The following is a 23,712-nucleotide window of genomic DNA, read 5'->3' as shown; positions in this document are numbered from 1 at the left end:
TCCTGCCGGAGGCTTGATCCGGCAGGATTCGATTGCGCCGTGATTACGGCAGGATCGTGACGAAAAATAATTCGAACGTCCCCAACCATCCGGCGGGACTCGCTTTTCGTGCCCGGTCCGTCAGGGGCGCCGGCAGGAAGGCGCTTGTGAAAGGCGCCGCCCGATCGCGAAGGGTCAGACAGGCAATGCGGGAGGGATCAGCAGAGTTGCTGGGCGCGCAGCACCCAGACCACGGGAAGCCAGACCGCCAACGAGGCCAGGATGGCCACGGTGTCCAGGACGGCGTCCAGGCGGTTGCGCCGCGTGAACCCCCTGACGATTGTTTCGTATCGCTCTAGAACTGCGTAGGAGTCATGCATCGTGGCGGCCGTCTATACCATACTGAAAAGGTGTGCAACCTTTCGAGGCCGTAACGATCCTCCGGGAAAAAGCCCCCCGCAGTCCCGGGCGGTTGCCCTCGGCCTCGGCTTGAGGGTAGGACAGTGCCATGGGCTACTCACTGGTGACGCTCTCGGACGGGACGCAGTTGTCCGTGTTCGACCACGGCGGGGACGGGCTTCCCCTGCTCTTCGTGCACGGAAGCTGCTGCGACCACACCTTCCTGGCCCCGCAGATCGAGCACTTCGGCAAGTCCCGCCGCGTGATCGCCCCGGACCTGCGCGGCCACGGGGCCAGCGCCAAGCCGGAGACGGGCTACACCTTCGCGGGCATGGCCGACGATCTGGCCGAGGTGCTCGCCGCGCTGGGCCTTTCCGCCGTGGCGGCCGTGGGCCACAGCATGGGAGGCATGCTGGCCCTGGAGCTGTGCCATCGCCATCCGGGCCGGGTGGCCGCCCTGGCCTGCCTGGACTCGACGCTCCTTTCGCCCACGGGCAGGCCCAGCCGGGCCCACGCGCTCATGGACGGGCTCAAGTCCTCGGCATGGCAGGGCTACTTCCTGCGCTACTTCGAGGCCACCTTCGAGCCGTGGGACGACGCCGGACGCAAGCAGGCCATCCTGGAGCGCATGCTCGCCACCCCGCAGCATGTCGTGATCAGCCTCTTCGAGCAGATGCGCCTGGCGGACGGCTCGGCGGCCGCCAGGGCCTGCCGCGCGCCCGTGCTCTACGTGTCCGCCGCCAAGCCGCGCACGGACCCGCAGCGCCTGCGCGAGCTCTGCCCGCAGCTGATGACCGGCCAGGTGGCGGGGTCCGGACACTTCATGACCCTGGAGGTGCCCGGCCAGGTCAACGCCATGCTCGAGCGCTTCCTGGCCGTGAACGGGCTATGAACGGATGGAGCGCATGATGCGCTGAAAGACCTCGTCGAGCGTGAGCCCCGAGGTGTCGATGACCACGGCGTCGGGAGCGGGGATCAGGGGGGCGATGGCCCGGTTGCGGTCCTGGTCGTCGCGAGCGCGGATGGAGGCCTCGATGGCCTCCAGGTCGGCTTTCTTCCCCATTTGAGTCAGTTGGGCGGCCCGGCGCCCGGCGCGCACGCGCGGGTCCGCGTCCAGGAAGAACTTGTGCGCGGCCGAAGGAAAGACCACGGTGCCCATGTCCCGGCCCTCGGCCACCAGGGGGGTGTCCGCCCCCATGGCGCGCTGGGCCGCTTTCTGGCGCTCGCGCACCTCGGGCCTCGCCGCCAGGTGCGAGGCCCACATGCCCACGCGCTCGGTGCGCACCTCGTCGCCCACGGGTTCGCCGCAGCAGGAGAGCGTCGAAGTCCTCCCCATTCCCGAAAGGCTGAAGGTGATCCCCGCGAGCCTGCGGTCCAGTTCCTCCCCGGGCAGGTCCCAAGCGCCCTCGCCGAGCTTCAGAGCCGTGGCCCGGAACATGGCCCCGGTGTCCAGGAAGGCGACGCGCAGCTCCTGGGCGACCTTGCGGGCCAGGGTGGTCTTGCCCACCCCGGCGGGTCCGTCCAGGGTGACGACCATGGGCTCAGCCACGCGCGGCCATCACTTGCTCCAGGGCCTGGACGAAGGCCTCGTTCTCCGGGCGGCTGCCGATGCTCACGCGCAGGTTGGCGGGCATGCCGTAGCTGGCCAGAGGCCTTATGATCACGCCCTTGGCCAGGAGCGCCTCGAAGATCTCCCTGGCGTCAGCGGGCGGGGTGAACATGAGGAAGTTGGCCTGGGAGGGGTAGACCGCGCAGCCGAGGCGGGAGAGCTCCCGCGCGAGCATGGCCCGGCCCTCGCGCACGGTCTCCAGGGTGGCCTGCCTGAAGTGCGTGTCCTCCAGGGCGGCCATGCCAGCGGCCTCGGCCAGCAGGTTCACGCTGAAGGGCAGGCGCACGCGCATGAGAAGCCCGGCCAGCCACTCGGGCATCACGCCGAAGCCCAGGCGCAGCCCGGCCAGGCCGTAGAGCTTGGAAAAGGTGCGCAGCACGGCCACGTTGGGCAGGTTCGCAAGCCTGCCCATGACCGAATGCTCCTCCTCGGGGTCGGCGAACTCCACGTAGGCCTCGTCCACCACCAGGAGCGCCCGCTTGGGCAGGGCCTTGGCCACGTAGGCCAGCTCGGCGGCCTTCACTGCGTGGCCCGAAGGGTTGTCCGGGTTGGTCACGAACACCAGCGCGGTGTTGTCGTCGCACAGGGCCAGCAGGTCGTCGAAGGGGAAGCGGAAGTCCGGGCCGAGCCTGGTCTGGCGCAGCTCCACCCCGCAGAGCTTGGCCTGGAGGCGGTAGATGCTGAAGCAGGGCTCGAAGGCCACCACGTTGTCAACGCCGGGCCGGGCCTTGACGCGAAGGAGCAGGTCGATGATCTCGTCCGAGCCGTTGCCCGGCACCACGCGGGACGCGGGCACGCCGTGGAAGTCCGCGATGGCCTGCACCAGCCTGGGGTTGCCGGACTGGGGGTAGCGGAAGGCCGCCTCGGCCCTGCGCGAGAGCACGCGCTGCACCAGCGGCGAGGACCCCAGGGGGTTCTCGTTGCTGGCCAGCTTGATCACGCTGGCCAGGCCGTGGCGTTCCTTGATCTCGTCTATGGAGAGGCCCGGGGCGTAGGGGGTGAACTCCAGCACCTCGGGCCTGAGCGTATCCTTGGGGTCCATCGGTCGGTTAGTCCTTTTCGTCGGGGTGCGGCTCGGGGCGGATGGTCAGCACGGGGCACACGGAGCTCTTGACCACCTTCTCGGCCACGGAGCCGAAGAGGATGCGGTCGATGCCCGTGCGGCCGTGGGTGCCCATGATGATCAGGTCGGCGTTCTCGTCCTCGGCGAGGTTCAGGATCTCCTCGGCGGGGTAGCCCACCAGGACCTTGCCCTCCACGTTGGCGCCCGCGAAATGCTCGTCCAGGTAGGCCTTCATGCTGGTGTCGGCCCCGGCCACGATCTCGCCCACGAAGGACTCGATGGAGCTCGGGGGCACGTGGAAGCCCACGTACTGCGACAGCGACGGGGCAACGTAGACGCACAGAAGCTTCGCGCCCGTGCACCGGGCCAGGGTCTTGGCGTAGTCGGCCAGCTTGGGGCTGTGGTCGGAGAAGTCCACCGCGCACAGGATCTTCTTGAACTCGGCCATGGCTTCCTCCATGGGGTTTGGCGTTGTCCGAAGAGCCAGTGTAGCCAAGGCAAACGCGAATAGACAAGGGATTTCGCGTGTACTACTTCTTTGCGTGCAATGACCGGCGCGCGCGGGCCACGGGGAAAAAACTTCCCTGCGCGAATAAAAATATATTCTTTATTTCAATATCTTAAGAATCGAGCCCGTTTGGCAAGGCCCTTGCTAGGCAGGACCAGGAACGCGTCAGGGCGAGGAGAAGAAGCCTATGAAGATCCAGACGGACCAGACCGTCCCGGTCCAGCAGGCAGGAAAGGCCCAGCAGGCCAAATCCCCGCTTTCCACGGATTTCGGAGAGATCCTGGCGAAAGAAGTGGATTCCGGGCAACGGACGGCCCAGGCCGCGTACGTGCCGCCCCTGGCGGGGATGGCCGGGCTGGCCCAGGCCATGGCCACCCAGGCGGCGGGACAGGTCGCCGGGGTGGAGAGCGAAAGGCAGGCGGTCATGGACAACGTGGACGGCATTCTCAACCAGTGGGAAAAATATTCCGGAGAACTGGCCAGCGGCGGCGGAGCCGGGCTGCGCCAAGCCTACGGAACCCTCGAAACCATCCATTCCGGCGTGAAAAAGCTCAAGGACGAGCATCCCGGCCTGGACGGGCACAGCCCGCAACTCTCGTCGCTGGTCAACGAACTGGAAGTCATGGCCGTGACCGAGAAGATCAAGTTCAACAGGGGCGACTACATCTAGCGCCCCCCTGCCCGCCCTCCGGTTCTGTCCCCGGCGGGCCGGGGCGTCAGCCGGAGGCTCCGTACTCCCCCAGCGGGACGTAGCGGGGCCCCGGCGGACCGCCCGCCTCCCCGGCTTTTCCCCCACCCAGCATCGACCGCCAGAGCGTGAAGCGGTCCGCCGTGAACTCGGGCCACTTGGCCTCGAGCAGTATCCCCAACGTTTTTTTCCAATCCGCTCCCGGCCGCGAGAATTTGATCCTGGCCACGGTGAGGTGCGCGGCGAACTCGCGCGCCTCGGGGGCGAAACCGGCCATGGCCAGGGCGCCGTCCACCTGCCCGGCCAGGGCGCGAAGCTCCGGCGCGCCCCGGGCCACGCCGACCCACAGCACCCTGGGCCGCTTTGCCGAAGGGAAGAACCCGCCGCCTCCGGCGCGCAGGGCGAAGGGCTCCCAGGCCACGGTCGAGAGCGCGGCGTGGACGTCCGGCAAGGCCTCGAGCGGGGTCTCGCCCAGAAATTTCAGGGTCACGTGCCAGTTGCCGGGCCTGGTCCAGGAGCACTGCCCGGGCGCGGCGGGCCCAAGCGACCGGGTCAGCGCGGCCAGCCCGTCCTGGTACTCCCGCGGCAGGGGCAGGCCCACGAAAAGCCGTGCCAGCTCCATGCGCCGCCTCCCTCCGCGCCTACTGCCCGGCCTCTTCGTCCCGGGCTTCCGGGGCCTCTTCGCCTCCGGCCGGGGCCTCGTCGCGGGGCGTGTGCACGATGTCCAGGAGCTGGTCCAAAAACGCCCCCGGGTCCGGGGCCTGGAAGATGTTGCGGCCCACGCACATGCCCGCCGCGCCGCAGCGCAGGGCCTCGTCCATGGCCTGGAGGAAGCGGGCCGGGTCCGTGCGCCCGGGGCCGCCGGTGACCAGCACCGGCGTGTCCGAGGCCTCCACGGCCTCGGCGAAGCTCTCAGGGTCGCCGCTGTAGGGCACTCCCGTGAGGTCCGCGCCGAGCTCCGAGCCCAGGCGGATGCAGTGAGAGATGAGGCTCGGGTCCAGCTCGTTGACGATCTGCCCGCCGCGCGGCGCGATGACCGCCAGCATGGGCAGGCCGGCCAGGCGGGCCTCCTCGGCGGCGTGGCCGAAGTCGGCCAGCATGCGGTCTTCCTGGTCGTTGCCGATGTTGATCTGCACGCTCACGGCGTCCGCGCCCAGGCGCAGGGCCTCGCCCACGGAGCACACCAGCGTGCGCCCGTAGGGCGGGATGGCGTGCTTGGTGCCGCCCGAGAGCTGCACGACGAGCCCGGCGTCCAGGGGGGCGTCCGCGCCGTGCACCCTGGCCGGGCCCTTGTTCAGCACCACGGCCTGCACGTCGCGCCCGGCGGCCAGTTCAAGAAGCTGCCCCACGCCCTGGAGGCCGGCGAGCATGCCCTCGCCCACGCCGTGGTCCAGGGGCAGGATCACGGTCCTGCCGCTGCCGGGGTGGAAGAGCCGCCCCAGGCGGCGGTACACGCCCGGAACGGGGTTCTTGGGACCCAGGCTCCCGAAGTCGAAGAAGCGGTCAGGGGCCTGGGAACTCCGCATCGCCTGGCGGAGCCTGGTTCTGGGCATCACGTTTCTCGCCATGAATCCTCACCTGTCCGACCACAGGGCGCGCCCGCCCTTGACGGTCAGAAATCCCAGGGGCAACCCCCGGAAGTAGAGGGCCATGCGGCCCGTGTTCACGTTCACGTCGATGCTGCGCCCCTCGAGCAGGGCGCAAAGTTCCCCGATGCCGTCCGCGTCGAGCTCCGGCCCGGTCCCCGCGGGCGGGACAAGGAAGGCGGCCCTGGCCCACGGCCTGAACACGCCGCCCTTCACCGAGCCCACGCGCTGGCCCTTGCGCCTGGGGGGCAGAAGCCCGCGCCCGCGCTCGGGCAGGAAACACAGTTCGTCCTTGAAGGACTCGAAAAAACCCGGCGGCAGGTTGCCCCAGCAGAGCCCCGGGTCCTCCAGGGCCGCCGGGGGAATATCCAGCGCCGCGTCCGCCGCTTTCCCGGGCTTGGCCCGCGCGTTCCTGCCCGCCCGGCCGGCCCGCTTGCCCGGGCTTTCGTCCGAAGCGCGCCCCGGGATGTCCGCCGCCCCTTCACGATCTTCCGGGGCCTCCCCCGCGCCCGCGTCCCCCGGCTTGACCAGCAGGGCCAGGTAGAACCCCTGGGCCTGGGAGACCTCGCCGTCCACGCGAAGCGTTCCGGCGGCGTCCGCCGTCAGGGGTTCGTGGAAGGTGAACCCGGCGAAGGGATCGAGCGGCGCGAGCTCGAGCCCCAGTTCGCCCGCCGCCCACGCGGCCTGTTCCTCGTTCTCGGCCACGTTGGTGGTGCAGGTGGAGTACAGAAGCCTGCCGCCCGGGGCCAGGAGCCTCGCGGCCTTGGCCAGGAGCTCGCGCTGCAGCTCCACCAGGGGCTCCACCTTGCCCTCGCGCCAGAGCGTGAGCACCTTGGGATTTTTTTCCGCCGTGCCCCAGCCGCTGCACGGCGGGTCCAGCAGGATGTGCGAAAACGAGCCGTCCGCCAGCGGCAGGTCCTGGCCCTTCATGCCCGTGGTCGCGGCCTGGGGCAGGTTCATGCGCGCCAGGTTCTGGCGCAGCGTGGCCAGCCTGTCCGCGCCCGGCTCGTTGCCCAGCACGAAGCCGGTCCGCCCCGTGAGCTGCGCGAGAAACGACGTCTTGCCGCCCGGGCTCGCGCACATGTCCAGCACGGCCTGGCCGGGGCCGGGCGACAGGGCCAGGGGCGGGAGCATCGAGGAGCGGTCCTGGATGTAGATGAGCCCGAAGCGCGCGGCCAGCGAGGCCCCGAGCGGAAAGGGCTCGGCCGCGAGCCTGCGGCAGAGGGGGCTGAAGGGCTCGGGTTCGAAGGCGAACCCTTGCGCCCTGAGCAGATCCTCGACCAGGGTCAGGCCAGGGCCGTCGCGGACGATGCGGAAGGAGCGAGCCACGCCGCAAGGATGGCTCAACGCGCCCGGCTTGGCAAGCCCCGGCCCCATCGCGGACGGGTTTACGGGCGCGGCCCGTAACCCTTTCGCGCCCCGCGCGCACAGATATCATGATGAACATTTGTTCATGCCCGTCCGGGGCCCGGCAAACGCTCACAGGGCCTCGGGAAACCCGGACACATTTCTTTTGCCTCGAAAGTGCGTTAGTGTTAACAGCTTGGCCGCCCGGCAATGCCGGGAAAGGCTTTCCAAAGCCAATGGAGGTTCCCGCATGATCCGCGTGCGCGTGGTGTTTTTGGCCTTTCTGGCCCTTATCCTGTCCGCTTCCCCCGCCTTGGCCCAGGTGAAGTCCTTCGCCGTGCTGCCGTTCGCCGTGAACGGGCCGGACAAGTTCTCCTACCTCTCCCAGGGCGTGCAGGACATGCTCGTGTCCCGCTTGACCTGGCAGGGCAAGTTCCAGCCCCTGGACAAGTCCCTGATCGACCAGAAAGCCAAGGCCGCCCCGCGCTCCGACTCGGACGCCAAGGCCGCCATGGCCGCCCTGAAGGCCGACTTCGTGGTCTTCGGCTCCATCACCATCGCGGGCGAGGACGCCAGCCTGGACGTGAAGGTCATGGACTCCAAGGGCCAGGTGACCCCCAAGACCGCCCAGACCAAGCTCAATACGCTCATCCCGGCCATGGAGGGCGTGGCCAAGGACATCAACACCCAGGTGTTCAAGCGTCCCGACGCCCCGCGCGACCCCAAGACCGGGCAGCCCATGGAACAGGTCAACCAGATGAACCCCTCGTTCGTGGTCAACCAGACCGGCGAGAACCAGCAGGTCTACCTGAACCCGAACTTCCGCTACTCCGGCAACACCGACGCCCCCGGCTCCTGGCGCAGCCAGAGCCTGCCCTTCGCCGCCAACGGCATGGCCGTGGGCGACGTGGACGGCGACGGCAAGAACGAGGTGGTGCTCATCACCAGCTCCGCCGTGCACGTCTACCGCTGGCAGGACCGCCAGCTGGCCCCCATCGCCAAGTATGAGGGTTCCACCCGCCTGACCAACGTGCGCGTCTCCATCGTCAAGTTCGGCGCGGACAAGTCCGCGCGCATCGTGGTCTCCGCGCACTTCGACAGGCTGCCTCAGTCCACCGTGCTGCGCCTGGACGGCAACAAGCTGGTGGTCGAGGCCGAGCGCCAGCCCTTCTACGTCGCCTCCGTGAAACTGCCGCCCCGCTTCCAGCCCCAGCTCGTGGGCAGCAAGGGCGACCGCAAGGAGCTCTTCGCGGGCGGCGTCTACGAGATGAACTACTCCGGGGGCAAGCTTTCCCTGGGCTCCAAGCTGACCCTGCCCAGCAAGGTCAACCCCTTCAACTTCGCCTACCTGCCCGAGGAGGCCGGCTACAAGCTGGTCTACGTGGACGACAACGACCGCTTGAACGTGGTCTCCGGCCGCAACGACGTGATCGCCAAGACCGAGGAGCTCTACGCCGGGTCGGGCCTGGGCATCGAGCACGACAGCCTGCTGCCCCCCACGGCCACGCCCAACGACAACTACCTCTGGTCCTACTACTACGTGCCGCTGCCGCTGGTGCCCGTGGTCATCGGCAAGGGCTCGGAACTGCTGGTGAGCAAGAACATCTCCATCGCCTCGCAGTTCTTCGAGAACTTCCGCTTCTTCTCCCAGGGCGAGATCCACGCCCTGGCCTGGGACGGCGTGGGCCTGAACCTGAAGTGGAAGACCAGGCGCATCAAGGGCACCGTCATGGGCTACGACGTTTCCGACATCGAGAGCGACGGCAAGCAGGACCTGATCGTGTGCATCAACACCTATCCCGGCCCCACCGGCCTCAAGAACCGCCGCACCCTGGTGCTCGCCTACGAGCTGGACGTCGCGTCCACCCAGCAGCCCGGGAGCTTCGGCAACATGGAGGAGGTGGGCAACTAGCCCGCCACATGTAGCAGGTGCTCGCGCTTTACGTTGCCCAGGCCGTGAACTCGGGGCTGGCGCTGGGGGCCGTCTACGGGCTCATGGCCCTGGGCTTCTCGCTGGTCTACAATTCGAGCAGGCTGATCAACTTCGCCCAGGGGGAATTGCTCCTCCTGGGCGGATTGGTCTTGTACAGCCTCTCCCAGGCCTTTGCCCTCGGACCCGCCACGGCGCTCCTGGCCACCGGGGTCTTCGGCTTCGTCCTGGGACACGTGCTCTACGCCAGCACCCTCGGCGTGATGCTCACGGCCAAGCCCCTGCGCCAGCTCATGCTCACCGTGGCCGCGAGCCTCATCTGGCAGGGCGCGGCCATCCTGCTTTGGGGCAAGAACCCGCTCAAGCTCGAACAGTTCGTCTCCCTGCCCCCGTTTCGCATGGGGCCGGTTTTCCTGAGCGCCAACACCGTCACCTCGCTGGTGCTGGCCGTGGCCAGCGTGGCCGTGCTCTCGGGCTTTCTCGGGTTCACGCGCACGGGCCGGGCCATCCGGGCCGTTTCCATGAACGCCCTGGCCGCCAGGCTCCAGGGCGTGAACCCCGTGCGCTCCCAAGCACTCTCCTTCGCGCTCTCGGGCATGCTGGCCGCGCTTGCGGCCATGGCCATCGGCCCCCAGACCATGCTGCGCTACGACATGGGCTTCGGCCTGGGCCTCAAAGGCTTCGTGGCCGCCACCCTGGGCGGGTACACCTCGCTCACGCGCGTGTTCGCGGGCGGGCTGATGCTGGGCGTCATCGAGGCGGCCCTGACCCTGGCCTTCTCGGCCGACCTCAAGGAAACCCTCACTTACTCCCTGCTCGTGGCGCTCCTGGTCCTGGCCAAGGCCCCTTCGCACCAGGGCGAGAAGGTCTAGCCGTGGCGCGCGAGATGCGGAACCTGGGCCTCTTCCTGGCCGCCATGGCCGGGCTCGGGGCCGTGCTGCCGGGCGTGCACCTCCTGACGCTCAACCAGCACCTCTTCCTGGCCTTGAACGTCCTGGCCCTAAACTTCTGCCTGGGCCTGGGCGGGCAGGCCTCCATGGCCACGGGGGCCTTCTGCGGCTTCGGGGCCTACGCCATGGTCATCGGCCTGGACTTCTGGCCCCAGGGCGCGCTGGTGATCGTCCCGGCCGTGGCGTTCGCGGCCTACCTGCTGGCCTCCTGGGTCAGCAAGCCGCTCGAGAAGCTGGGAGAAGGCTTCCTGGCCATGGCCACCCTGTGCCTGGGGCTCATCTTCGTGAACCTGGTGCTGACCTTCACGCCCGTCACGGGCGGCTCCAACGGCATGATGGTGCTCAACCCGCCCTCCATCCCTTTCGTGGGAGAGCTCACGGGCGACCGGGCCAACTTCGCCGCGCTTTTGATCCTGCTCGCCGTGGGCGGCTACCTGTTCGCCTCGCTGCGCGCCTCGCGCCTGGGCCGGGCGCTTTTGGCCTGCAAGGACGACGCCCTGGCCGCGTCCAGTTGCGGCATCGACCGGCTCTCTGTGCGCGCCGTGTCCTTCGGCATCGGCGGGGCCTTCTCCGCCCTGGCCGGGATGATGCTGGCCAACTCCACCGGGTTCATAAGCCCCGGCCAGTTCGACCTGGGGCTCTCGCTCAAGACGCTCCTCTTTCTGGTCATCGGCGGGCCGGGCAGGATCACGCGCCCGCTGGTGGCCGTGGTGGCCCTGGAATCCCTCATCGCCTGGTTCCACGCCCTGGGCGAGGCCACGGTGCTGGTGCACGGGCTGATCCTGGCCACGGCCCTGGTGGCCGGGTACTGGCGGGAGACCGGGAGGCTTCGTCTGTTGCCCCGCTAGACAAAGGCGTGTACTCCCTGCGCAACGACCATTTCATCCACCGGAGGGGGTATGTTCAAGTTCCTGGCCAGTTTCCTGCTGCTCACCTGTCTCGTCCCGGGCGCGGCCTTCGCCGCGGAGCCCATCCTCATCGGCGGAATCTTCGCCGAATCCGGCCCCACGGCCGAAATCGGCACGGCCACCCGCCTCGTGGCGGAGATGAAGCTCAAGGAAATCAACGACAAGGGCGGCGTTCTCGGCAGGCCCCTCAAGCTCATCGCCTACGACACCCAGTCCACCCCCGAGGTCGCCCTGCGCATGGCCCGCCAGCTGGTGGAGTCCGACAAGGTGCTGGCGCTGATCGGCCCCACGTCCACGGGCGAGGGCATGGCCGTGAAGAAGTACACCGAGGAGCGCCAGGTGCCCACGATCATGACCGTGGGCGGCGACGCCATCGTGCTGGGCGGCAAGTACGGCCCCTTCCAGTGGACCTTCAAGGTGCCCCAGCGCACCAACACCGCCGTGGACAAGATCTACGCCCACCTGAAGGCCAAGGGCCTGACCAAGGTGGCCCTGCTCACCGCCAAGGACCCCTTCGGCCAGGACGGCCTGACCGCGCTCAAGGAGCTCGCCGGAAAGCACGGCGTCACCCTGGTTGCCGAGGAAACCATCGACGCCAAGGGCACCGACTTCTCCGCCGAGGCCTTCAAGGTGGCCATGGCCAAGCCCCAGGCCGTGGTGGTCTGGACCATCGGACCCGCCGCCGCCATCTCCGCCAAGAACTTCGCCGAGTTGCCCGGGGACAAGCCCGTGCTGGTGCAGTCCCACGGCATCGCGGGCCCCAACTTCCTCAAGCTGGCCGGTGCCGGGGCCGAGGGCGTGATCATGCCCGCCACCAAGCTCATGGTCGCCTCGTCCCTGCCTGCCTCGGACAAGCAGAAGCCCGTGATCGACGCCTTCGTGAAGGCTTACGAGACCGCCGGGCTCCAGGCCAAGTTCCCCATGAACACCCACTCCGGCTACGCGGCCGACGCGCTGACCCTGCTGGTGGAGGGGCTCAAGAAGTCCGGCAAGGCCGAGCCCGCCGCACTGCGCGACGCGCTGGAGGGCCTGAAGGACGTGGTGGCCATCTCCGGCGTGTACAACGTGACCCCCGAGGACCATAACGGCCTGGGCACCGACTCGCTGGTGATGGTCCAGGCCAAGGGCGGGGCCTTCGTGGAAGCCAAGTAGCGCCCGACTTCGCGTGAATGAAGAAAGCCCCTCCCGGGAAACCGGGAGGGGCTTTCTTTGTGATGCGGGGGAGTGCCTTACGCGCCCAGCGCCCGTGGCGCGTGGCCGAGCGCCCCGTGGGAGTGCCCGGAATCGTGCTTCAATTCGTCGATGAGCCTGCCCAGCTGCTGGGCCTGGTGGGCGAGCTCGCCCACGGCCTGGGAGGACTGGGTCATGGCTCCGGAAGTCTCGTTGGAGATGCGGCTGATGTCCTCGATGGCGCGGTTGATCTCCTCGCTGGCCGCGGACTGCTCATCGGAGGCCGTGGCGATGGAGCGCACCTGGTCAGTGGAGAGGTCCACCAGCTCCACGATGGAGCGCAGGGCCTCGCCGGACTTGCCCGCAAGTTGCGTGGCTTCGCCGATGAGGGTCACGGTGCGTTCCACGTTGCGCACGTTCTTCTGGGTGCCGGACTGGATGCCCCCAATGGCCTCGCCCACTTCCTTGGTGGCCGTCATGGTCTTTTCGGCCAGCTTGCGCACCTCGTCGGCCACCACGGCGAAGCCGCGCCCTGCGTCCCCGGCGCGGGCCGCCTCGATGGCCGCGTTCAGGGCCAGGAGGTTGGTCTGGTCCGCGATGTCCGAGATCACGTTCAGGATGCGCCCGATGGATTCGGCCTGGGCCCCGAGGCTGGCCATGTCGCCCTTGAGCTCCAGGGCCTGGGCCTCCACCTGGCCGATCTCGCGCACGACCTTGTTGACCACCTCGGCCCCTTCCTGGGCCTTGCCCCTGGCCTGGCCCGAGGTCTCGGCGGCCTGGGAGGCGTTTTTGGCCACCTCGAGCACGGTTGCGTTCATCTGCTCCATGGAGGTGGCTGTCTCGCCCACGCGCCCGGCCTGGACCTCCGCGCCCCGGCTGGACTGCTCCACCTGGGCGGCCAGTTGCTCCGACGCGGATGAGATGATCGCGGCCACGTCCTCCAGCCTGGCCGCCGCCTGGAGCATCCCCTCCGCGCGGGCGCTCTCGGCCTGGGCCTTGGCCTCGACGGCGGCCTCGGCGGCCTTGGCCGCGGCCTCGGCCTGGCTGGCCGCGTCACGGGTCTTGGCGTCGGCCTCGGCGATCTTTTCCTTGAGCGTGGCCACCATCTTCACGAGCACCGCGTACACGCCGCCCGCGCCCTGCACGGGGCGGAAGCTTACGTCAAGGTCGCCCGAGGCGATCCTGCCGCCCACCTCGTGCAGGTAGCCCGGGTCCTCTCCCAGCTGCGCCAGCACGTTGCGGGCGATGACGTAGGCCAGCGCCAGCCCGGCTGCCAGGGCCAGGGCCAGGGAAAGAAGCAGGTTCATCCGGCCCGCGGAGAAGGACTCCAGGGCCTTGCCTGCGCTCTGCTCGCCAATTTTCGTGTTCAATGCGATGAGGACGTTCAGCTCCTCGAGTGCCTGCTGGATGAGCTTGGCGGACTCCCCGGCGGCCAGCTGCCCGGCCTTGTCGCGGTTCATCCAGGCCACCTTCTGGGTCTTGGCGGATTCGGCCATGTAGCGTGCCCAGAGGTCCCTGAGCTTCTCGAACTCCTTGCGCTCCTCGGCCTGCTCGGCGGTGATGAGCTTGCCGTAGTCCCCCAGGTATTTGTCCACGCTCGCAAGAACCTGCTTCATCAGGCCTTCGTAGCGCTGCATGTCCTTGTCTTCGGTGGAGAGGATGAACACCAGCTCGTAGCGCCGGTAGGTCTGCATGGCGTCGCTGATCCGGCCCAGGCTGACGATGCCCGGCATGGCGTCCTCGGCCAGCACCCGGGTCTGGGCGTGGATGTCCTTCATCTGCTGGATGGCGAAGAACCCGATGCCCGCGACAAGCAGGATGAGGACTCCAAACCCGCCGTACAATTTGGTGGAGAGCTTCATGACACTGCCTCTCGGTGTAACTGATTTGACAAATATGAGAAAAGCACCGAGGAGATCAAACAGCTATCTGTCGACTTTGTCAACCGGACCGAAAAGGGCGTGTTGGTAGCGCTCCACGGCCTCGAAGACCACCACGTCGGGCTTCTCGGCCTCCACGATGTGGGGCTGGAACCTGTGCTCCCAGAGGAAGACGCTGCGGCTGAAGCGCTCGACCAGGAAGGGCCAGGCCGCCGAGCAGAAGGAGTCCCGGAAGAAGACGGCCTTGGGCAGGGACTGGTCGCCCGTCTCGCGGATGATCATCTCGCGCCCGGAGAGCGTGGCCGGGTCCTTGTAGCCCCTGGGCCCGGCCGGTTTGGCCTTGTGCGGCGAGAGCGGGACCATGTCGATGGCCCGTTCAGTGATTTCGGCCTCCAGCAGGAGCATCTCCGCGAGGTCCCCGCCCGGGATGGTCCTTTCCTCAACGCGGTAGCCCCCGGCCAGAAGGGGCGGCATGGCCGGGAAGCGCTGGCGCAGGGCGTCCACGATGGCGGCCGCGCCCGCGAAAGCGCCCCAGCCGTTCCAGTGCGTGTCGGTCTTCCAGTAGGCCCGGCGCATGTTCTTGGCGGCCGCGAGGGCGGAGCGCAGGTCCAGGAAGGGAATCCGCGCCGCCTCCATGGCCCGGGCCAGCTGGTCCAGGCGGGTTTCATTGCCGATTTTGTGAAGCGACGCGGGCAGAAATTCGCCGTACACGCTGGACTTGTTTGGCGCGATGACCACCAGCATGGCCGAGCCGCGCTTGGCCAGCCAGTCGCGGCGGGCGGTCATGACGCCCACGGCCGCGTCGAGGTCGGCCTTGGAGTAGGGGATGACTGCCAGCCAGTCCTCCAGGGCCATCTCCATGTTGAAGAAGAGCCAGCCGTCGCGGCCCACGATGATGTTCTTCGAGGGCGAATCCCCGAAGACGGCGAGCTTCAGCCTGTTGCCGGAGCGGATCATCCAGTCGCGGAAGGGAAAGGTCTCGGCGTAGGCCTTGGCCATCTGGCGCGCGAAGGAGGAGAAGTCCGCCAGGGCCAGGGACGCGCCCGGCAGGGGCGTCTTCAGGCGGTTCTCCACGGCCTGGGGGCCTTCGGAGACGCCTACCAGGGACAGGCCCTGGGGCAGGACCAGCGGGGCCAGCAGGAGCACGACGGCGAGGAGCGAGAAGATGCGGCTCATGGCTTAGAATTGGGCGTAGATGAAGGGTGAGTGGGTGCCGGCGGCCAACTGCATGACGGCCAGGGCCAGGAGCGCCGGGGGCACGAGCGCGCCCGCCGCCGGGCGCAGCGGCCCCAGCCGGGCGGCCAGCCAGGGGATCAGCGGGAAGCAGCCCGCGCAGGCCACGGCGGCCATGAGCAGGAACTCGCGGTTCACGCGCACCATCCAGGTGTAGGCGAAGCCGTCGAAACCGAAGCTGAACATGGCCTGGAGGTAGGAAAACGCGGCGTCGAGGGTTGGGGCCCGGAAGAACACCCAGCCCAGGCCCACGGCGGCCAGGGCGTAGAGGTGCCTGGCCGGGCGGGGCAGGCCGTCGATCGCGCGCCCCAGGCGGGTGCGCTCCATGGCCAGGAAGACCCCGTGCCACAGGCCCCAGGCCACGAAGCTCCAGCTGGCCCCGTGCCACAACCCGCAGAGCACGAAGACGATCAGGAGGTTGCGCTGCACCTTCCAGGGGGCCACGCGCCCGCCGCCCAGCGGGATGTAGAGGTAGTCGCGGAACCAGGAGGAGAGCGTCATGTGCCAGCGCCGCCAGAACTCGCGCACGGACTGGCTGGAGTACGGGTAGTCGAAGTTCTCGGGCAGCTTGTAGCCGAACACGCGCCCGAGGCCCACGGCCATGTCCGTGTAGCCGGAGAAGTCGAAGTAGAGCTGCAGCGAGTAGCAGAAAAGGCCGAGCCAGGCCGTGCCCATGTCGAGGCGCCCCGGGGCCGCGCCGAAGGCCGCGTCCGCCATCGGGGCCAGGGTCCCGGCCACGAGCACCTTCTTGGCTAGGCCCACGCCCACGCGGGCAAGGCCCTCGCGCAGGTTTTCGAGCGTCATCCGCCCCGGTTCGCCGTCCATGTCCGGGAAGCGGGCGATGGGGCCCGCGGTGACCTTGGGGAAGAACGCCAGGAAGAGCCCGAAGCGCAAGGGGTCGGTCTGGGCGCGCACGCTGCCCCGGAAGATGTCCACGAGATAGGCCAGGGCCGAGAAGGTGAAGAAGGACACGCCGAGCGGCATGGCCGAGGGGCCGGTCCCGGCCAGGAACTCGAGCCCCGGGATCTGCGACGCCAAAAATCCCGTGTACTTGGACCAGCCCAGAAAGCCCAGGTTGCCCGCGACGCCGAGCGCCAGCAGGGCCTTGCGCCCCGCGTGCGCGCGCTCGATCAGCACGCCCATGGCCATGTTGAAGGCCATGGAGGCGAGAAAGAGCGGCAACGAGGCCGCGTCCGACAGGGCGTAGAACAAGAGGCTCGCCGCGAGGAGAAGCCCCTGCCGCCACGCGGCCGGGCAGGAGGCGAAAAGCCCCATGAGCACGGGCAGGAACACCAGGAGGAAGAGCGGGGAATCGACAGGCATGGGAGGGGATAAACCGGCCCCGGGCGTGTTGCAAGGGGCTCGCGCCCCAGAGTGCGGCGCAAACTCCCTTGATGATTGCCATCGTGGGATGCAGTTGCTACAGCTTGAACAAACGCCGGGAGCCGGGAGTCCATGCTTCGTTTTCTCATCACGGACGACGACGACGTCACGCACGCCTTCATGCGCCACATCCTCCTGAACCTCGGGGACGTGACCCACGCCTTCTCCGGGTACGAGGCCGTGGACGCCTGCGCCCGCGCCGTGGCCGAGGGCAGGACCTTCGACTGCGTGTTCATGGACATCCTCATGCCCGGCATGGACGGCTGGAAAACCCTGGAGGCCATCGCCAGCGTGCACGGCGAGGCCCAGGCCCCGAGGCCCAAGGTCGTAGTGGCCACCTGCCTGCCGCCCGAGGAGTGCCGCGAAGCCTCCGAGATCGCGTCCGAGGCCGACGGCTACGTCCACAAACCCTTCGACCGGCGTACTGTCCTCGCCGTCCTTGCCGGGCTCGGATTCACGCCGCCCCCGGCCAAGGAGAAAGACGAGGATTTCTTCTGGTGAGCCCCTCCGACACCTCGCAGAAAACCTACAAAATCGGCCAGATCGCCGCTCTCCTGGGGCTCAAGCCCTTCGTGCTGCGTTTCTGGGAGACCGAGTTTCCGGCGCTTAGGCCCGTCCGCACGCCCAAGGGGCAGCGCCTCTACACCGAGGAGCACCTGCACCTGCTGAGGACCATCCAGCGCCTGATGCACGAGGAAGGCATGACTCTTGAAGGTGCACGCCGCAAGCTGGCCGAACTGAAGCGCCGGGACGGCCTGAGAAGTGAGCTGGAGCGCGAGCTCATGGAAATCAGGTCGCTTCTGGAACCGGGAGAGGGACAATGAAGTCCGCACGGTATTTCACGATTTTCACGATGATCGCCCTGGCCTTCCTGGCGGCCGTTTTCAGCCGCGCCGACGCGCCCAGGCAGGCGGGCTCCGTGGAGGAGCTGGCCGGGCAGGCCACTGCGAAATCGGGCCAGGACGCCCCGCGCAAGCTGGCCAAGGGCGCGGCCGTGTTCGCCACGGACGTGGTCTCCACCCCGGCCGCCGCGGACAAGGCCCGTATCGCCTTCCTGGACGGCTCCGTGCTGGAGGTCGGCCCCGAATCCTCCGTGGCGCTCAAGGACTTCGCCTTCGACGAGAACGACAAGGACAAGTCCCGCCAGGTCATCGCCATGGGCCGGGGCATGTTCCGCTTCGTCACGGGCAAGGTGGTGGCCCAGAACCCGGACAATCTGAAGATCGAGAGCCCGCTTTCGGTCATCGGCATCCGGGGCACCACCACGGACCACTGGATAAAGTTCAAGCCCGGCACGGGCGAGCTCGAGAGCGAGCTGCACTCGCTGCGCGACACCAAGTCCGGCACCGAGGTGGTGGTGGACGCCGAAGGGCAGAAGATGGTGCTCTCCAAGCCCGGCCAGGCGGCCTGGGTGCGGCCCAACCTGCCGGGCTCCGTGCGCGACCTCACCGACGACGAGAAGCAGTCCCTGGGCAAGGGCCCCATCAAGCGCTCGCCCTTCGACCCGCCCGTGCGCTCGGGCTTCGTGGGCGGGGCCAACTAGGCCCGGCTCAGGGGAAGCACGAAAAAACCCGGTAGGGAAGCGAGCATTGACGCCAAGTCGAAATCAGGCATAAGCGCTTGAAATGGATGGTCAACGTTTCGGAGGGTCCGCGTTCATGAAAATCCTCGCCGCAGCCTTCGCCCTGGCGGCCGTGCTGACCGCGCCCGCCCTGGGCCACTGCTTCAGCTTCTCCGAGGAGGGCCAGAAGGAGTCGTCCGCCAGGCAGGCCGGAGCGGCCCGGAACAGGGCGCTTCTTTCCGAGCCCTGCAAGGCGCGCATCAAGGGCCAGAAGATCGCCCTGGTCATCGCCGAGCGCCACCAGGGCATCAACAACATAAACGCCTCCAACCAGGGCGAGCTCTTCGAGCTGCTCAACGGAAAGCTGCGCGCCGTGGGCCTCTCCACCATCACCCAGCAGGAAATCAACGCCCGCGTGGCCCGCGCCGAGGCCGAGGCCATCCTGAACAACGACCCGGACGCGGCCATCGCCGCGTCGAAGAAGCTGGGCACGGCGTTCATCCTCAAGGGGCTCATCTCCGCGCGCTCCGGGGCCAACAAGATGGTCCGGGCCAACGAGGTGGCCGTGACCATCAGCCTGACCCTCTCGGATTCCGCCGGGCGGGTGATCTCCCAGGTGCGGGCCTCGGGCCAGTCCTGGGCGGGCTCGGACGTCATCGGCGCGGCCATGTCCGTGCTCGAGGACGAGGCCGACTCGCTGGTGGCCAGGCTCTATTCCGATTTCTGCTCCCGGGGCAACTAGGCCCGCCCACGCCTCCAGGCAAACACAGCCACAAGGACTCGACCCATGAACACGAAGCTCACCAAGCCCGGTGCCCGCGCCTCGGCCCCGGCCCTCTTCGCCCTGCTGGCCCTGCTGCTGGCCGCCCTGCCGGGGCAGGCCCTCGCCCAGGGCAACACCATCACCGTCACGGCCGAGGGCCTGGCCGACCCGGGCGCGGACACCTACAAGCGCGACAAGGGCCTTTTGGTGGACGACCTGCGCGCCGACGCCAAGCGCCAGATCATCGAAAAGGCCGTGGGCTCCTACGTGGAGTCCTCCACGCTGATGCAGAACTACGCGCTGATCCACGACAAGGTGCTCTCGCGCTCCCAGGGGCTCATCAAGCGCGTGATCAAGGAGAGCCAGCCCTGGGTGGGCGAGGACGGGTTCGCGCACATGCTCATGACCGCCGAGGTCTACGTGGGCGACGTGAAGTCGGCGCTGAACGAGATGGGCCGCCAGGAGCGCGTGAGCCTGCTCAAGGACATGGGCAACCCGCGCATCTCCGTGCGCATCGACATCCGCGACGCCGAGCGCGGGGCGGACATCAAGCCCGAGCGCTCCGCCGTGGCCGAGAACATCCTCAAGGACCGCGTCAAGACCTTCGGCTACCGCGTGTGGAGCGAGGAGCAGTCCGTGAAGCTCAAGACCGAGCTCATGGAATCGAGCCAGCTCTCGGGCCAGACCGAGGCCACCATCTCGGCCTCGCAGGTCAAGGCCGCCGACTTCTCCATCATCGGCGAGGCCAAGTTCAAGACCGTGTCCGTGAAGCTCCAGGCCTCGGGCCTGAACGTGACCAAGTACGTGCTCACGTCCTGGAGCGTGAAATGCGTGGACAACAACACGGGCGAGGAGATCTACTACAATAACAAGGTGCCCCAGAAGCAGAGCTGGGCCGACGAGGACCAGGCCATCGAGGAGATCGGCCGCCTGATCGGCTCGGAGTTCTCCAAGGACTTCTTCGAGGAGCACCTCCAGGCCCCGGCCAAGAACTTCCAGCTCCAGGTGCTGGGCCTGCCCAGCTACGACGTGGGCCAGCTGGTGCGCAAGGAGTTCATCGGCCTGCGCCCGGTGCTCAACGTGGACTTCCGCGACTTCGACCGCTCCGGTCTGTCGCTCTACGAGGTGGAGTTCGCGGGCTCGCGCTCGAACTTCAACCAGCTGCTCAACGCCACCATCATCGGCCCGCTGAACGCCAAGCTGGGCGAGAAGGCCTTCACCCTGGACTCCTCCCACGGCAACACCGTGCGCATGAGCTACCGCTCCAACCTGAAGCCCGAGGAGCTTACCGCGCGCCTGCAGGGCAGGGTTCCGGCGGGCCTGGCCCAGGCCTCGCCCGAGCGCATCCGCGAGGTGGTCAAGACCGAGGACGCCTTGAAGAAGGTGGCCGAAGTGGCCCCGGACGCAGCCAAATCCGTGGAGGAGAAGGGACTGCTCAAGTCCGACAAAGCCCTGGACGCAGTGAAAAACTTCTAGCGTTGCAGAATTGTTTGGTGCATGAAATGAAGTAGTTAGCGCATCGATGAATTGCCACTGATCCGTTAGGCCGAGGATTGGCCGCCGGGGCGGAGACAGCATCGGGACGTACCCGGAGGACCGTTTCATCACACGACGCACAAGGAGGTGAGGGGATGTTCATGAAAAGGTTGGGGCTTGTCGTGATGCTGGCCGCGCTTTCGCTGGCCATGGGCTGCCAGTCGGCGTCCCAGAAGGCCAACCAGGAAGCGGACGCAGCCATGTACCAGCCGGTGGAGTACGCCAACGCGTCCAAACCCGGTCCGCAGGTGGTGGTCATCCCCGGGGCGGTCAAGTCCCAGAACGCCACCTTCGCCCAGAAATACGGACCGAACAACATCGCCGATTTCGCCGAGATCGAGCTCAGCAAGGCCAACTTCCCGGTGCTCGAACGCCAGGACCTGGGGGCCATGCTCCAGGAGATCGAGGTCGCCGCCAACCTCGGCGACGCCAAAACCCTCAAGAAGTTCAAGAAAGGCAAGATGCAGGCCACCAACTGGCTGATCCGCTTCGACATCATCAAGGCCGAGCCCGTGGCCCAGGTGGAGCGCAAGTTCGACGGCACGTACCTGGGCATCATCGCCGGTTCCGCCGTGGGCGCGGCCACCGACAGCTGGGTGGCCGGGACCGCCACCGGCGCGGGCGTGGCCTCCGTGAAGGCCGAGGAGGCCAGCGGCGTGTGGATCGTGGGCCTGCGCTTCAAGGTGCTCGACGCCAACACCGGCGAGCAGAAGGCCTCGGACTACTTCGAGGACAAGATGGAGATCTCCTCCAAGGGCGGCGGCGCGCTCGGCTACACCGAGAAGAAGACCACCTCCGTCTCCCTGGACACCATGGTGCAGCGCCTCGTGCAGAAGGCGGTGCAGAAAATCGACGCGATGAAATAGGAGGGTGCTATGCGCCGAGCTCTCAGCCTGATCCTCGTCTGCCTGTGCATGGCCGTGGCCGTGTCCTGCGCCAAGAAGGCTCCGCCGGAGCCCACCGCCCAGGAATATTTCGACTCCGGCATGCGCTACTTCAACCAGGAGAACTACACCATGGCCCTCTCGGAGTTCGAGATGGCCGTGAACAAGAGCCCGAGCTTCGTGGAGGCCAGGTACTACGTGGGCCTCACCGCCTGGAAGCTGAACATGCTCGACAAGGCCAAGAGGGCCTTCATCGACACCCTGAACCTGAACCCCAACCACATCAAGGCCCGCGAATCTCTGGGCGTCCTCTGCTACGCCACGGGCGACTTCCCCGAGGCCAAGCGCCAGCTGGAAGCGGCCAAGAACCTCAACTCCATCAACCCCGAGGTCTATTTCTGCCTGGGCAGGATCTACGTGATGGAAGGCCGCTGCCCCGAGGCCCTGGAAGTCTTCAAGAAGGGCATGCAGGTGGACTCCACCTACCTGCCGCTGAAGAACGAGTACGATGCCGCCCTGCGCTCCTGCGGCAAGGGCTCCGGGACCAAGGCTCCCCCGGTGATCTACGAGAAGAAGTTCCGCGGCGGCGGCAAGGCCATCGACCCGAGCGACTTCTAGCATGAAACGCATCCTTGCGGCGGCCGGGGCCCTGGCCCTGGCCGCCTTTCTCACCGTGGGCGCGTCGGGAGCGCAGCAGGTCCCGGCGCCCAAGGCCACGGGCGGCAACAAGGCCCTCATGGAGGACTGGGTCCGCAAGAAGCGGGCGCTGCGCGACCAGGTCGTGGAAGACCTCAAGCGCAAGGGCATGCTGCCCAAGGACGGCACCGTGTCCTTCGAGGCCCTGGTCAGGCCGGACCCGAAGAACCCGGGCAAGGTCCAGGTGGTCAAGATCCAGTCCCTGACCATCCAGGAGAAGCCCAAGGCCAAGCCCCTGGGCGGCGGCGACCCCATTTTCGGGCCGCGCACCCCCCAGGGCGCCACCGAGACCATCGAGGCCACCATTCCCATCGGCGGCGGACCCATGCGGGAGACCATCACCATCATCGAAGGAAAGCCCAGGGAGTAGCCCCGGCCCTGTCCAGGCTCCAAGGAGCACGCCATGCCAAGCACACGTCACGCAGCGGCCGTAGCCGCGATCCTGGCGGCCATCCTCGTCCTGCCGGCCCTGGCCCTGGCTCAGGGCAACAGGCAGCTCATGAGCGAGAAGATGGCCATCCAGGACATGAAGCGCATGATCGTGGAGTCCGTCATCGGCTTCAAGGTCAAGAGCGAGTCCGAGTTCGGCCTCACCGAGGACGCCCAGTACCGCGTCAATTCCAAGGCCGCCGCCCTGATCAAGGGCATCAAGGTCGACAAGATGATCTACGACCGGGACAAGGACGTGGCCCTGTGCTTCGGCCACGTGGAGCTCGGCCGCGTGCGCAACATCGTGGGTGAGAGGGTGGAGTTCAAGAACGTGAAGGTCGAGGCCTTCGGATTCGGCTCCATGACCGAAGCCTCCCGGCCGCCCCTGCGCGCGCTGCGCGCCGCCGTGCTCAACGCCTACGACCAGATGGCCGCCATGCTGGTTGGCGAGAAGATCCTGAGCCAGTCCCAGGCGGAAAATTTCATCCTGACCAAGGACACCAACCGCGCCAAGGTCTGCGCCGCCATCTTCGGGGCCTACGTGGTCAACCCGGACCTCGGCTCCCCCAACCGGGGCTGGGGCTGGGACGAGACCGGCAACGCCTTCGTGCGCCTGGCCCTGGACGTACGCAAGGCCCGCGACATCATGGGCAACCTGATCGTCTACACCGGCGGGGAGAACATCCTGGAGGTGATGGGGCGCGGAGCCCAGAAGGACGAGCTGGCCCCGCAGGGCCCGGACGGCGGCCCCACCATGATTCGCCCCGGCGCGCCCAAGACCCAGTACCAGAACCTGGACCTGCCCATCGGCCAGCCAAAGCCGCAGGGCCAGGAGGTCATCGGCAAGCCCGCCCAGTAGCCTTTGCGGGCTTGAGGCCCCGCAAAGGGGCTGGCCCGTTTGTTGCTCCGGGTGTATCGAGACGGCCGAGGAGACTTTCCATGACGAAATATCGTAACTTCACCCTTGCGCTGGCCTGCTGCGCGGCCCTTTCCTGGGCCGCCGGAGCCCGCGCGCAGGACCTCGACGGGGCCTTCGCCCCCAGGAGCGTGCCGGGACTTGCGCTCGCGTCCCTGGACGTGCCCGTGGCCAAGCCCGCGCCAGCGCCAGCGCCCGCCCTTACGCCCGCACCGGCCGAGCCCCAGGCCCCGGCCGAGGCCGAAGAAAAGGGCCTCTGGCGGCAGACCCTCGAGTTTTTCGGATTCTAACAAC

Annotated in this window: 26 protein-coding genes; 16 read left to right on the top strand and 10 right to left on the bottom strand. The window is 67.9% G+C overall.

From position 1 onward, the window contains the following. Window positions 1–197: 197 nt before the first annotated feature. The gene (locus ACZ5V4_RS11675) at window positions 198–359 is read right to left on the bottom strand and encodes a hypothetical protein (RefSeq protein ID WP_464315031.1); all 162 of its coding nucleotides are present in this window, start codon (window positions 357–359) and stop codon (window positions 198–200) included. A gap of 128 nt (window positions 360–487) precedes the next feature. Between ACZ5V4_RS11675 and ACZ5V4_RS11670 the strand changes: the two genes are divergently transcribed. After that, window positions 488–1,270 carry an alpha/beta fold hydrolase gene (locus ACZ5V4_RS11670; protein WP_464315030.1) on the top strand — a complete coding sequence of 261 codons (783 nt, stop codon included), beginning with the start codon at window positions 488–490 and terminating at the stop codon, window positions 1,268–1,270. On the opposite strand, the gene cmk is transcribed toward ACZ5V4_RS11670, so the two are convergent. From cmk to ACZ5V4_RS11655, 3 genes are read right to left on the bottom strand one after another with little or no spacing between them, the layout of a single operon-like run. Then, window positions 1,265–1,915 carry a (d)CMP kinase gene (cmk, locus tag ACZ5V4_RS11665; RefSeq protein ID WP_464317830.1) on the bottom strand — a complete coding sequence of 217 codons (651 nt, stop codon included), beginning with the start codon at window positions 1,913–1,915 and terminating at the stop codon, window positions 1,265–1,267. The genes ACZ5V4_RS11670 and cmk overlap by 6 nt on opposite strands. 4 nt (window positions 1,916–1,919) lie before the next feature. Further along, window positions 1,920–3,029 (bottom strand): histidinol-phosphate transaminase, encoded by a 1,110-nt coding sequence (hisC, locus tag ACZ5V4_RS11660; protein WP_464315029.1) that lies wholly within the window; start codon window positions 3,027–3,029, stop codon window positions 1,920–1,922. Between the two features lie 7 nt (window positions 3,030–3,036). Next, window positions 3,037–3,498, bottom strand: coding sequence for a universal stress protein (locus ACZ5V4_RS11655; protein WP_464315028.1), 462 nt, complete (start codon window positions 3,496–3,498; stop codon window positions 3,037–3,039). Window positions 3,499–3,745: 247 nt separating this feature from the next. Between ACZ5V4_RS11655 and ACZ5V4_RS11650 the strand changes: the two genes are divergently transcribed. Further along, entirely contained in the window at window positions 3,746–4,228 is a 483-nt protein-coding gene (locus tag ACZ5V4_RS11650; RefSeq protein WP_464315027.1) for a hypothetical protein, read from the top strand. 46 nt (window positions 4,229–4,274) lie between these two features. On the opposite strand, the gene thpR is transcribed toward ACZ5V4_RS11650, so the two are convergent. The 3 genes from thpR to ACZ5V4_RS11635 are packed head-to-tail and all read right to left on the bottom strand — an operon-like array spanning window position 4,275 to window position 7,209. After that, a complete protein-coding gene (thpR, locus tag ACZ5V4_RS11645) occupies window positions 4,275–4,868 on the bottom strand; it encodes an RNA 2',3'-cyclic phosphodiesterase (protein ID WP_464315026.1) in 594 nt (197 codons plus the stop codon). 19 nt (window positions 4,869–4,887) lie between these two features. Next, window positions 4,888–5,814, bottom strand: coding sequence for a class I fructose-bisphosphate aldolase (locus ACZ5V4_RS11640; RefSeq protein ID WP_464315025.1), 927 nt, complete (start codon window positions 5,812–5,814; stop codon window positions 4,888–4,890). Between the two features lie 6 nt (window positions 5,815–5,820). Continuing rightward, entirely contained in the window at window positions 5,821–7,209 is a 1,389-nt protein-coding gene (locus ACZ5V4_RS11635; protein WP_464315024.1) for an NOL1/NOP2/SUN domain family protein, read from the bottom strand. Between the two features lie 220 nt (window positions 7,210–7,429). On the opposite strand from ACZ5V4_RS11635, the gene ACZ5V4_RS11630 reads away from it, so the two are divergent. From ACZ5V4_RS11630 to ACZ5V4_RS11615, 4 genes are read left to right on the top strand one after another with little or no spacing between them, the layout of a single operon-like run. Beyond that, complete coding sequence (locus ACZ5V4_RS11630; protein ID WP_464315023.1) at window positions 7,430–9,091, top strand: CsgG/HfaB family protein; 1,662 nt, start codon at window positions 7,430–7,432, stop codon at window positions 9,089–9,091. A 17-nt stretch (window positions 9,092–9,108) separates the two neighbouring features. Then, window positions 9,109–9,981 (top strand): branched-chain amino acid ABC transporter permease, encoded by an 873-nt coding sequence (locus ACZ5V4_RS11625; RefSeq protein ID WP_464315022.1) that lies wholly within the window; start codon window positions 9,109–9,111, stop codon window positions 9,979–9,981. Between the two features lie 2 nt (window positions 9,982–9,983). Beyond that, window positions 9,984–10,907 (top strand): branched-chain amino acid ABC transporter permease, encoded by a 924-nt coding sequence (locus tag ACZ5V4_RS11620; RefSeq protein ID WP_464315021.1) that lies wholly within the window; start codon window positions 9,984–9,986, stop codon window positions 10,905–10,907. Between the two features lie 51 nt (window positions 10,908–10,958). Further along, a complete protein-coding gene (locus ACZ5V4_RS11615; RefSeq protein ID WP_464315020.1) occupies window positions 10,959–12,119 on the top strand; it encodes an ABC transporter substrate-binding protein in 1,161 nt (386 codons plus the stop codon). 77 nt (window positions 12,120–12,196) lie between these two features. On the opposite strand, the gene ACZ5V4_RS11610 is transcribed toward ACZ5V4_RS11615, so the two are convergent. The 3 genes from ACZ5V4_RS11610 to ACZ5V4_RS11600 form a co-directional block, all read right to left on the bottom strand. Continuing rightward, window positions 12,197–13,999, bottom strand: coding sequence for a methyl-accepting chemotaxis protein (locus ACZ5V4_RS11610; protein WP_464315019.1), 1,803 nt, complete (start codon window positions 13,997–13,999; stop codon window positions 12,197–12,199). Window positions 14,000–14,062: 63 nt separating this feature from the next. Continuing rightward, entirely contained in the window at window positions 14,063–15,193 is a 1,131-nt protein-coding gene (locus ACZ5V4_RS11605) for an alginate O-acetyltransferase AlgX-related protein (protein WP_464315018.1), read from the bottom strand. Window positions 15,194–15,196: 3 nt separating this feature from the next. Further along, complete coding sequence (locus ACZ5V4_RS11600; RefSeq protein ID WP_464315017.1) at window positions 15,197–16,573, bottom strand: MBOAT family O-acyltransferase; 1,377 nt, start codon at window positions 16,571–16,573, stop codon at window positions 15,197–15,199. 132 nt (window positions 16,574–16,705) lie between these two features. On the opposite strand from ACZ5V4_RS11600, the gene ACZ5V4_RS11595 reads away from it, so the two are divergent. From ACZ5V4_RS11595 to ACZ5V4_RS11550, 10 genes are all read left to right on the top strand, one after another. Beyond that, window positions 16,706–17,134, top strand: a complete 429-nt coding sequence (locus ACZ5V4_RS11595; RefSeq protein ID WP_464315016.1) for a response regulator — start codon at window positions 16,706–16,708, stop codon at window positions 17,132–17,134. Continuing rightward, entirely contained in the window at window positions 17,131–17,457 is a 327-nt protein-coding gene (locus ACZ5V4_RS11590; RefSeq protein WP_464315015.1) for a MerR family transcriptional regulator, read from the top strand. The genes ACZ5V4_RS11595 and ACZ5V4_RS11590 overlap by 4 nt, the downstream gene beginning before the upstream one ends. Continuing rightward, window positions 17,454–18,176, top strand: coding sequence for a FecR family protein (locus tag ACZ5V4_RS11585; RefSeq protein ID WP_464315014.1), 723 nt, complete (start codon window positions 17,454–17,456; stop codon window positions 18,174–18,176). Before ACZ5V4_RS11590 ends, ACZ5V4_RS11585 begins: the two co-directional genes overlap by 4 nt. A gap of 115 nt (window positions 18,177–18,291) precedes the next feature. Then, window positions 18,292–18,936 (top strand): hypothetical protein, encoded by a 645-nt coding sequence (locus tag ACZ5V4_RS11580; protein ID WP_464315013.1) that lies wholly within the window; start codon window positions 18,292–18,294, stop codon window positions 18,934–18,936. Window positions 18,937–18,981: 45 nt separating this feature from the next. Beyond that, window positions 18,982–20,433 (top strand): hypothetical protein, encoded by a 1,452-nt coding sequence (locus ACZ5V4_RS11575; protein WP_464315012.1) that lies wholly within the window; start codon window positions 18,982–18,984, stop codon window positions 20,431–20,433. A 155-nt stretch (window positions 20,434–20,588) separates the two neighbouring features. Continuing rightward, entirely contained in the window at window positions 20,589–21,359 is a 771-nt protein-coding gene (locus tag ACZ5V4_RS11570) for a hypothetical protein (protein WP_464315011.1), read from the top strand. A gap of 9 nt (window positions 21,360–21,368) precedes the next feature. Further along, window positions 21,369–21,995: a tetratricopeptide repeat protein gene (locus tag ACZ5V4_RS11565; protein WP_464315010.1), complete on the top strand. Its 627-nt coding sequence runs from the start codon at window positions 21,369–21,371 to the stop codon at window positions 21,993–21,995. Window position 21,996: 1 nt separating this feature from the next. Then, the gene (locus ACZ5V4_RS11560; protein ID WP_464315009.1) at window positions 21,997–22,443 is read left to right on the top strand and encodes a hypothetical protein; all 447 of its coding nucleotides are present in this window, start codon (window positions 21,997–21,999) and stop codon (window positions 22,441–22,443) included. 33 nt (window positions 22,444–22,476) lie between these two features. Next, a complete protein-coding gene (locus ACZ5V4_RS11555) occupies window positions 22,477–23,361 on the top strand; it encodes a hypothetical protein (protein WP_464315008.1) in 885 nt (294 codons plus the stop codon). An 80-nt stretch (window positions 23,362–23,441) separates the two neighbouring features. Then, window positions 23,442–23,708: a hypothetical protein gene (locus ACZ5V4_RS11550; RefSeq protein WP_464315007.1), complete on the top strand. Its 267-nt coding sequence runs from the start codon at window positions 23,442–23,444 to the stop codon at window positions 23,706–23,708. Window positions 23,709–23,712: the final 4 nt, after the last annotated feature.

The sequence above is a fragment of the Fundidesulfovibrio sp. YSD1 genome (assembly GCF_055397115.1).
Note: the sequence above shows the minus strand (reverse complement) of the source record. Positions and strands in the feature narration are given on the sequence as shown.